At 64.0% G+C, this 10,097-nt stretch carries 9 protein-coding genes; 5 read left to right on the top strand and 4 right to left on the bottom strand.

The genetic code is table 11. The features are described from left to right. Window positions 1-58: 58 nt before the first annotated feature. The 4 genes from ABGX75_RS00270 to pabB form a co-directional block, all read right to left on the bottom strand. Complete coding sequence (locus ABGX75_RS00270; RefSeq protein ID WP_011507720.1) at window positions 59-679, bottom strand: phosphoadenosine phosphosulfate reductase family protein; 621 nt, start codon at window positions 677-679, stop codon at window positions 59-61. Between the two features lie 161 nt (window positions 680-840). After that, on the bottom strand, window positions 841-1,623 hold the full coding sequence (locus ABGX75_RS00275; RefSeq protein WP_110061744.1) for an ABC transporter ATP-binding protein: 783 nt from the start codon (window positions 1,621-1,623) through the stop codon (window positions 841-843). Next, a complete protein-coding gene (locus tag ABGX75_RS00280; RefSeq protein WP_110061745.1) occupies window positions 1,620-2,690 on the bottom strand; it encodes an iron ABC transporter permease in 1,071 nt (356 codons plus the stop codon). The genes ABGX75_RS00275 and ABGX75_RS00280 overlap by 4 nt, the downstream gene beginning before the upstream one ends. A 64-nt stretch (window positions 2,691-2,754) precedes the next feature. Next, window positions 2,755-4,101, bottom strand: a complete 1,347-nt coding sequence (gene pabB / locus ABGX75_RS00285; protein ID WP_110061746.1) for an aminodeoxychorismate synthase component I — start codon at window positions 4,099-4,101, stop codon at window positions 2,755-2,757. A gap of 215 nt (window positions 4,102-4,316) precedes the next feature. Here pabB and ABGX75_RS00290 point away from each other — a divergent pair, with 215 nt between their 5' ends. From ABGX75_RS00290 to prpD, 5 genes are all read left to right on the top strand, one after another. After that, a complete protein-coding gene (locus tag ABGX75_RS00290) occupies window positions 4,317-5,180 on the top strand; it encodes an alpha/beta hydrolase (protein WP_110061747.1) in 864 nt (287 codons plus the stop codon). 143 nt (window positions 5,181-5,323) lie between these two features. Next, the gene (locus tag ABGX75_RS00295) at window positions 5,324-6,085 is read left to right on the top strand and encodes a GntR family transcriptional regulator (protein ID WP_110061748.1); all 762 of its coding nucleotides are present in this window, start codon (window positions 5,324-5,326) and stop codon (window positions 6,083-6,085) included. Next, on the top strand, window positions 6,082-6,963 hold the full coding sequence (prpB, locus tag ABGX75_RS00300; RefSeq protein WP_110061749.1) for a methylisocitrate lyase: 882 nt from the start codon (window positions 6,082-6,084) through the stop codon (window positions 6,961-6,963). The genes ABGX75_RS00295 and prpB overlap by 4 nt, the downstream gene beginning before the upstream one ends. Before the next feature lie 65 nt (window positions 6,964-7,028). Beyond that, the gene (gene prpC / locus ABGX75_RS00305; RefSeq protein WP_110061750.1) at window positions 7,029-8,156 is read left to right on the top strand and encodes a 2-methylcitrate synthase; all 1,128 of its coding nucleotides are present in this window, start codon (window positions 7,029-7,031) and stop codon (window positions 8,154-8,156) included. 53 nt (window positions 8,157-8,209) lie between these two features. After that, window positions 8,210-9,694, top strand: a complete 1,485-nt coding sequence (prpD, locus tag ABGX75_RS00310; RefSeq protein WP_110061751.1) for a 2-methylcitrate dehydratase — start codon at window positions 8,210-8,212, stop codon at window positions 9,692-9,694. Window positions 9,695-10,097 lie beyond the last annotated feature (403 nt).

A 10,097-nucleotide genomic window follows, 5' to 3' on the forward strand; every position in this document is an offset into this window, starting at 1 on the left:
TTGCTCGTGATCGACGCAACGCGCTAGGCACGTCAAGACGTGGGATGCCGCAACCTGCTCAGTGCTGCAGGTGCAGGCCGCACTCACGCTTGTCTTCCACCTTGGTGGGATCGAAGTAGTCGAAGTTGTTGGGCAGGTCGTGCTTCTGCAGATACTGGTACATGTCCTTGGCAGTCCAGTGCAGTACCGGGGCGACCTTGATCAGCCCATCCTGATTGATCGATACCGGCTGCATCTGGGCGCGTTCCGCGGTGTCCTCGGCGCGCAGCGCGGTGAGCCAGACGCGTGGCGCGGTTTCACGCAGGGCACGCTGGAACGGTTCGAGCTTCACCTCTTCGGTAAAGGCCGCATGACGCGGGTCGTCGATGGCGGGAAACGCCCCCTCGACGGCTTCCCGGTGCGCGCGCGAGCGGCGCGGATGATAGATCGTCAAGTTGAGGTTCAGGCGGCGGCTGACCTCGTCAGCGAAGCGGTACGTCGCCTCGGTGTTGTAGCCGGAATCCATCCACACCACGGGGGTGTCGGGATTGACCTGGGTGATCATGTGCAGGATCACCGCTTCGAAGGGACGGAAGTTGGTCGTGCAGATGACCTTGCCCTCGAGAGAGAGCGCCCAGCGCACCAGCGCCTCCGGGTCGTGACCGAGGTCGCGGTTGATGGCATCGATATCGAGCGACATGATGAACTCCTGTGAACGTGGCGCGAAGTCGACCGACTTCGACGAATGGCCATACCCTAGCAAAGCGGCCCGGCGACTCCCCAATATCGATTGGTTCGAAGCTTATATACCAATAACGAAGGCGTCGGGAGGGTGTTTAGAATCTTTCTGCATGAGAAGCGCTATCTTCCCAGCGGGCGGATCGCGGTGAGCGGTGTGACGCGCGGCGGCTCGTCCGCCGGCCATTCGATATGGGCATCGATGGCGTAGACCTCGCGCAGGCGAGCATGGGTCAAGACCTCGCCCGGCGTACCGCTGGCAGCGACACGGCCGTTGGCCAGCATCCACATGCGTTGAGCGAAGCGTGCCGCCAGGCTGAGGTCATGCAGTGCCACGACGACGATGGCCTGGCGCTCGTGGGCGAAACGCGCCAGCCAATCGAGCACTTGCAGTTGATGATGCAGGTCCAGGGCACTGGTCGGCTCGTCGAGCATCAACAGCGCGGGTTCGCGGATCGCGGCCTGCGCGATGGCGACGCGTTGCCGCTGGCCGCCGGAGAGGCGTCCCAGTTCCCGTTCGGCCAGGGGCTCCAGTTCCAGGGCGACGAGCGTGTCACGGACCTGCTCCAGGGCCTGTTCCAGCGGCTCGCGGATCCGGGTGCGACGTGCCAGGAGCACCACGTCGAAGACGCTGAGCACGGCGCGTGAACTCAATTCTTGAGGCATGTAGTAAAGGTGCTCGGCGCGTTTTTCGAACGGCAGGGCCATCAAGTCGTGGTCATTCAGCCGCAGCGAGCCGGTTGCCCGCTCGATGCCGGCAATGGCCTTGAGCAGGGTCGATTTTCCCGCCCCGTTGGGGCCGATCAAGGCCGTGATCTCGCCGGCGCGGGCCGTCAGGCTGGCAATGCCCTCGAGGACCGGCGTGCCGCCCAGCCGACACTCGAGACGTTCGACATCCAGGGTCATCCCCACACCTCCCGCCGGCTGCGCAGGATCAGCGAGACGAAAAACGGCAGGCCGATGAGTGCCGTCAGGATGCCGATCGGCAGCAGGATGCCGGGAACCAGCGTCTTCGACAAGATCGAGGTCAGCGACATGATCAGCGCCCCGCTCAACGCCGACACGGGCAGGAAGACACGCTGGTCCTCGCCGACCAGCAGCCGCGCGATGTGCGGCCCCACCAGACCGACGAAGCCGACGGTGCCGACGAAGGCGACGGCCATGGCGGCCAGCAGCGAGCAGCACAGCAGCATGCGCAGTCGCAAGCGTGCCACATCGATGCCCATGGCCTTGGCATGCATGTCGCCCAGGCGCAGGGCGGTGAGGCGCCACCCGGCGTGGAGAAAGATCGGCAGGGTCACCAACAGCGCCGCGGCGATCAGGCCGACCTTGTCCCAGCTGGCCTTGCCGAGGCTGCCCAGCGACCAGAACACCAGTTGCTGCAGTGCCTCGGCGGAGGCGACGTATTGCATCAGTCCGAGCATGGCATTGAAGAAGAACATGACGGCGATACCCATCAGCACCAGGGTTTGCACGCTGACGCCGCGCAAGCGGCTGATGCCCCAGATGAACAGGGAGGCGCCGAGTGCCATGAGAAAGGCATTGCCGGTGACCCACAAGGGCTGGGCGAGGGGGATGACGCTCACGCCCAGCGTGATGGCCAGTGCCGCGCCGACGCTGGCCGCCGAAGAAATTCCGAGGGTGAAGGGGTCGGCCAGGGGGTTGTTGAGGATGGTCTGCATCTCGGCCCCGGCCGATGCCAGGCTCACGCCGACGAGGACGGCCATCAGGGCCACCGGCAGGCGAATGTCCCAGACGATCACGCGCAAGGTCTGCGACACGTCGCCGGGGGCGACGAGTGCGGCGAGGATGTCTTGAAGCGGGTATTGGCCGGGGCCGGTGGCGATGTCGGCCAGGCACATGCCCAGCGTCAACACGGCGAGTCCGGCGATGAGACGCCGCTGGTGGCGGCGACGCGCTCGGTAGCGCGTGACGCTGTCGGCATTGGCGGTGGCGGGCGATGCATGTGTCATGGCGTCGGCGTATGGCGATGTATGGGCGCCCTCAGGATACGCGATTCCCCCGGAGCATGCGGTGTCAGTCGCCGGTCAAGGCGTCCATCAGACGTGTGATCTTGGCCAGGGTCTCCTGATATTCGGCTTCCTCGTCGGAATCCGCGACCAGGCCGCCGCCACCCCAGAGATGCAGGTGGCCGGCATCGGCCACGGCGGTACGGATCGCGATGGAGGTGTCCATGTGGCCCCGAACGTCCACGTAGCCGATGCTGCCGCAGTACACGCTGCGTCGACTGGGCTCGAGCGCGTCGATGAGCTGCATGGCGCGAACCTTGGGCGCCCCGGTGATCGACCCGCCCGGAAAGGCCGCGCCCAGCAAATCCAGGGCGTGCTGATCGGCGGTCAGTTCGCCGGTGATGACACTGACCAGATGGTGCACGTTGGCGTAGCTTTCGAGACCGCACAGTTGCGGCACCCGCACGCTTCCCGGTCGACATACCCGTCCCAGATCGTTGCGCAACAGGTCGACGATCATGACGTTCTCGGCGGTGTCCTTGAGACTGTGGCGCAGTTCATGCGCGTACTGGCGGTCCTGCCAGGGCGTCTGCCCGCGCGGGCGCGTGCCCTTGATGGGGCGGGCTTCCACCTGCGTGCCTTCGACCCGCAGAAAGCGCTCCGGCGATAGCGACAGGATGCCCTGATCGCCCCAGGCCAGGTAGGCGCCGTACGGCGTCGGCGTGGCGGCACGGAGGCGCCGGTAGGCTTGCCAGAGATCGCCGCGATAGGCGGCGCTGAAACGCTGGGCAAGATTGATCTGGTAGCAGTCGCCGCTGCGAATGTAATGCTGCACGGCGCGGAAGCGCTCGCCGTATGCCTGGCGGTTCCATTCGCTCCGAAAGGGCGAGAGCAGCGTGAATGGCGCCGCTGGCGGCGGCGTGTCCTGCAGCCATGCCAGGACCTGCGCGCGCCTTTCCGGCGTGGCCACGAGCCAGGCATGCCGTGCCTGATGATCGTGAACGATCGCCCAGTCGTAGAGGCCGACCCGGCTATGAGGAAGCGTCACCGCTTCGCGGGCGGTGTCCGGCAAGGATTCCAGGTGGCGGCCGAAGTCATAGCTCCAATAACCGATCAGGCCGCCGAGAAACGGCAGCTCGCTTGCCAGGGCGGGCTTGGGCAGTCGCTCCAGCAGTGCGCGCTGAGCATCCAGCGGGGCGTCGGGCAGGTCCTTGACGTTGCTGATCGCCCGCCCGTGACGGTCGACCTCGAGCCAGGCGACGGGATCGCTGCTGATGATATCGTAACGTCCGCCGGGGGCCGCCGGAAAACCGCTGTCCAGAAGCACGGCATGGGGGCGCTGGCGCAGTCGCTCGAAGCGTGTCAGCGGATCGGCATGATAGGGCAGAGGAGTCTGTTCGAGTGTTGGCGTCATGCACTGGCTTCCTTTCGCGAGCGGCTTATTCTAACAGCCTGTAAGGCCTGATCGGTCGCCGCGAGAGCAACGGATTTCGAGCCGAACTCATCGATTTGCCGAGGGGCGGTGTGCCGTTGCGCCCGGCAGGCTGCCAGGCCAGTCGGCGAGGCGGTAGCATGGCAGCCGTGGCAATGCGCGGGTGGCTGAATCATCAGCAGACAGGGAACGAGGTTATGACGATATCGCCGGTGAACGACGAGGAAATACAACAGGGAACGCTGTCGCGCGCGGACCAGCGCTGCCGATGGCGCCGCCTCGATCGACGTTCCGGCTCGGGCAATGTGCTCATGCTGCATGGTGCCGGGGTGGCCGCCGACATGACCTGGGAACCGATGCTGCCTCACTTGACGGCCTGGCGTACCTTCCTGATGCCCGATCTGCGTGGCATGGGCGAGACGCGCGATCCCGACGGCGAGGAACGGGCCTTCTCGCTGGAGCAGGTCGTCGATGACGTTGCCGCCTTGCTCGACACCCATGACATCCCGCAGTGCGACGTGATCGGATATTCGTTCGGTGGGCTCGTGGCCATGCGTCTCAAGCAGCGTCTGGGCGCGCGTATCGGGCGGACCATGCTGCTCGAGCCGGCGCTGCTGGAGCGCGAGGACCATGCGACCATGCTGCGCGTGCGCGATGGATATGCCGATGCGGCTGCACGGATTCGCGAGGCCGCGACGCCGCAAGCCGGTATCGTGGCTTTTCTCGACCTCATTGCGCCGCACCGCTCCCGCAACCCACGCGCCGAGCGCATGATGGTGACGCGTCTCGCGCGACGTCCCCTGGGATTCGCCAATGCGCTGGATTGCGTCACCCATGCCGTTCGCCGGCTGGATCGCGAGGCCTTGCTGGCGGCGCAGCGCGACGTGACGAGCGTGGTGGGGGGCAAGAGTCTCGCGGCCATGCAGGCGTATCATGCCGAGCTGGAGCGCCGGCGTGCCGACTGGACGTACCGGCCACTGCCGGGGACCGACCATTCGTTGCCGTTCCAGAAACCCAGGCGGTTGGCGGCGCTGTTGCAGGAGGCAGCCGTGACATCGTGACGCTATTGAGCATTGTCGACAATGGTGGTCGGGATGATCTTGCCGATGTTCGCCGAAAGATGTAGAGAAGGCGGTCTCATCGCTATTGACCCGCAAGAAGTGGCTCACTACAGTGTGGTTAACTTTTTATTGTCGACAATTATATGGCTCTCTCTTCGTTTACCGACAACGCCACCGGCGCTCCGAGTGGCCACGACGATCCTCCCGAGGTGCGCACGCTCGCCGAGCGTGTCTTCCAGCAGTTGCAAAGCGCCATCGTGCGGGGTGAACTCGCCCCTGGCGCCAAGATCACCGAGCCGGGCCTGGCCAAGGCCTACGGCATCTCTCGCGGGCCGTTGCGCGAGGCCATGCGCCGCCTGGAAGCGCACCGGCTGATCGAGCGCATTCCGCATGTCGGCGCCCGGGTGGTCAAGCTTTCCATGCGCGAGCTGCTGGAGCTCTTCGACTTGCGTGAAGCATTGGAGAGCATGGCGGCGCGTCTGGCCGCACGCCACATGACCGCCGCGGAAATCGCCGGCTTGCGCGACGTGCTGGCGGTCCACGAGCGCCAGGAGGATCTGCAGCGCGACGAAGCTTATTTCCAGCGCGAAGGGGATCTCGATTTTCACTATTGCATCGTGCAGGGCAGTCACAACCGAATGCTGATGACCATGCTCTGCGACGATCTGTATTACCTGGTACGCCTTTATCGCACGCAGTTCAGCGCCAACGGGGCGCGTCCGCAACGCGCCTTCGTCGAGCACCACCGCATCGTCGATGCCATCGAGGCCGGCGACGAGGAGCTTGCCGAGCTGTTGATGCGCCGTCACGTCAGTGCCTCCCGCGAGAACGTCGCCAAGCATTATGCCGAGGCACTCGAAGGCGAGGCCGGTCACGCCGATTCCGAGGAGAGGTCGACGCCATGAGCCATCCCACCCCTGGTACCCGTTTTCGCGCTGCGCTCGACGCGCATCGTCCCTTGCCGATCGTCGGCACCATCAATGCCTATACGGCGCTCATGGCCGAGAAGGTCGGGCATCCCGCGATCTATCTTTCCGGGGGCGGCGTCGCCAATGCGTCCTTCGGGCTGCCTGATCTGGGCATGACCACCATGAACGATGTGGCCGAGGATGCCCGCCGCATCACGGGAGCCTCGGAGGCGCCGCTGCTGGTGGATATCGATACCGGCTGGGGGGGAGCGTTCAATATCGCCCGCACGATCAAGGAAATGCAGCGCGCGGGAGTGGCGGCCGTGCACCTGGAGGACCAGGTCGCGCAGAAACGCTGCGGTCATCGGCCCAACAAGGCCATCGTGTCGCAGCAGGAAATGGTGGATCGCATCAAGGCGGCGGCCGATGCGCGGCTGGACGACGACTTCTACCTGATCGCACGCACCGATGCCTTCCAGAAAGAAGGACTGGACGCTGCCATCGAGCGTGCCAATGCCTGTCTCGAGGCCGGTGCCGATGCCATCTTCGCCGAGGCCGTACACAGTCTCGACGATTACCGTGCGTTTTGTGCCGGGGTCAATGCGCCCATTCTCGCCAATATCACCGAATTCGGCGCGACGCCCTTGTTCAGTCAGCAAGAGCTGGCCGATGTCGGCTGTCGCATGGTGCTGTACCCGCTGTCGGCGTTTCGTGCCATGAATGCCGCGGCGCTGTCGGTGTACCGCAGCATTCGTGACAACGGCCACCAGCGCGATGTCGTCGACAAGATGCAAACACGCGAAGAGCTGTACGAGTTTCTCGACTACTACGCCTTCGAGCACAAGCTGGATGCCTTGTTCGATCGGGAGAAATAGGGCGATACCGGCGCCACCGGCCAGACATGCAGCAGCGACGACAATTCGACTCCAGGAGGCACGCCATGGCAGACAAGACGCCCAGCAGTACCGGCCTGCGCGGCATGAGCGCCGGCAGCACCGCGCTATGCACCGTGGGCAAGGACGGTTCGGGGCTCACGTATCGCGGTTACGATATCCACGATCTCGCCGAGCACGCCCGCTTCGAGGAAGTGGCATATCTGCTGCTCAAGGGCACATTGCCGACTCAAGCCGAGCTCGACGCCTATGTGGCGACGCTCAAGACGCTGCGTGGCCTTCCCGATGCGCTCAAGACGGTGCTCGAACAGCTGCCTGCCGATACGCACCCGATGGATGTGATGCGCACCGGCTGCTCGGTACTCGGCAACCTCGAGACCGAAGCGAGCTTCGGTGAGCAGCAGGCGCACTCCGACCGCATGCTCGCGGCGTTTCCGTCGATCATCAATTACTGGTATCGCTTCAGTCACGAGGGCGTACGCATCGACACCGAGACCGATGACGACTCGGTAGGCGGGCATTTCCTGCACCTGTTGCACGGCAAGCCGGCCTCGGAGCTGCATGCCCGGGTGATGAACGTCTCTCTGATCCTGTACGCCGAACATGAATTCAATGCCTCGACGTTCACGGCGCGTGTCTGTGCCTCGACCCTGTCGGACATCCATTCCTGCGTGACCGGCGCCATCGGCTCGTTGCGGGGGCCGTTGCACGGCGGTGCCAACGAGGCGGCGATGGACATGATCGAAAACTGGCAGACACCGGAAGAAGCCGAGCACGAGATCCTCGGCATGCTTTCCCGCGGTGACAAGATCATGGGCTTCGGGCACGCGATCTACCGCGAGTCCGATCCGCGCAACGCCATCATCAAGCAGTGGTCGAAGAAACTCGCCGAGGACGTGGGCGACAGCGTGCTCTACCCGGTGTCCGAGCGTGTCGAGGCGGTCATGTGGCGCGAGAAGAAGCTGTTCTGCAATGCCGACTTCTTCCACGCCAGTGCCTATCACTTCATGGGAATTCCCACCAAGCTGTTCACGCCCATCTTCGTGTGTTCGCGACTCACCGGCTGGTGTGCCCATGTCGCCGAGCAGCGCGGCAACAATCGCATCATTCGCCCCAGCGCGGATTATGTGGGACCGGAGAAGCGCGATTGGGTGCCGATGGAACAGCGCGGTTAACGAGTGGCTTCGGGCTTCGCCCCGGTGATCAGTGACAAACGCAAGGACACGCCATGAGCGCCAACGTCGAACAGAATCAACGTCCCGATTACGACATAGAACTGCAGCGGATCGCCGATTACGTGCTGGAATATCGCGTGGAGAGTCGCGAGGCTCTGGAAACTGCGCGCCATTGCCTGATGGATACGCTGGGCTGCGGTTTGCTGGCACTGCGCTTCCCCGAGTGCACCAAGCATCTCGGGCCACTGGTCGAAGGCACGGTGGTGCCGCATGGTGCCCGTGTGCCCGGTACCTCGCTGCGCCTCGATCCGGTCAAGGCCGCATGGGATATCGGTGCCATCATTCGCTGGCTGGATTACAACGACACCTGGCTGGCGGCGGAATGGGGGCACCCGTCGGACAACCTGGGCGGCATTCTGGCAGTGGCGGATCACTTGTCGCAAAAACGGGTGGCCGTGGGCGAGCCGGCGCTGACGATGCGTGACGTGCTCGACGCCATGGTCATGGCGCACGAGATTCAGGGCGTGCTGGCCCTGGAGAACTCCTTCAATCGCGTGGGGCTCGATCACGTGGTGCTGGTCAAGGTCGCCTCGACGGCCGTGGTCGCCAAGTTGATGGGCGCGGATCGCGAGCAGTTGCTGGCCGCGTTGTCGCATGCGTTCGTCGATGGTCAGAGTCTGCGCACCTATCGTCATGCACCGAATGCCGGATCACGCAAGTCATGGGCGGCGGGAGACGCGACGTCGCGTGCCGTGCGTCTGGCGGATATCGCCATGCGTGGCGAAATGGGCATCCCCGGTGTGCTCAGCGCTCCCCAGTGGGGCTTTTACGACGTGTCGTTCGCCAAGACCAACAAGGATCAGCAGTTGAAGCCAGAGACGGAGCGCCATTTCCGTGTCTCGCAGGCGTACGGGTCCTATGTCATGGAGAACGTCCTGTTCAAGATCAGCTTCCCCGCGGAGTTCCATGCCCAGACCGCGTGCGAGGCGGCCGTTCTCCTGCACCCTCAGGTCAAGGATCGCCTGGACGACATCGACCGCATCGTGATCACGACGCACGAGTCGGCGATTCGCATCATCTCCAAGCACGGGCGTCTGGCCAATCCGGCCGATCGTGACCACTGCCTGCAATACATGACGGCCGTGCCCCTGGCGTTCGGACACCTGCAGGCGGAGCACTACGAAGATGCCTTCCACGAGGCACACCCGATCATCGATCGGCTGCGCGACAAGATGGAGGTCGTGGAGGACGAACGCTATACCCGTGAATATCTCGAGGCGGACAAGCGCTCCATCGCCAATGCGGTCCAGGTCTTCTTTGTCGATGGCAGCAGCACCGAACAGGTCGCCGTGGAGTATCCCATCGGACATCGGCGGCGCCGTGCAGAGGGCATGCCGCTGCTGGAAGAAAAGTTTCAGGCAAACCTCGCGACCCGCTTTCCGGCGCGCCGCTGCGACGAGATTCTGGCGTTGTGCACGTCGCAGGAGCGCCTGGAAAGCACGCCCGTCCATCGCTTCGTCGATCATTTCGTGATTTGAGCCAAAAACCCCTTGCGTTCACGGCGGCGGATCCGTAAAGTACGCATCCGCTGCCGGCGACGGACCTCGTGGCCAGCGGTGGAAGAGGTTCGCAAGTGACTGACTTGCTTGAGACTTTCAGGTTCGCCTCGAAGGATTTCGCTTGACAGTCGCGCCGGTTTCGGTAAAATGCGTACCTTGCGAGTCGCCACTCATCGCACGGATGTTCGGATGCGGTGACGGATTGTCCCGACAGGCATTTTGCCTTGACAATCACGGCGGTATCGGTAGAATACCCCTTCCTCGTTAGGCGCTTTGGCGAAAACGAGATGCTCTTTAACAAGTCGATCAGGTAATTCATGTGGGCGCTTGCCCGGGATAGGGGTGCCAGTCACGACCTATCAAGGCAAGCGACTCGTCAGAG

It is taken from the genome of Chromohalobacter sp., from assembly GCF_039830575.1.
Taxonomy (GTDB): Bacteria; Pseudomonadota; Gammaproteobacteria; order Pseudomonadales; family Halomonadaceae; genus Chromohalobacter; species Chromohalobacter israelensis.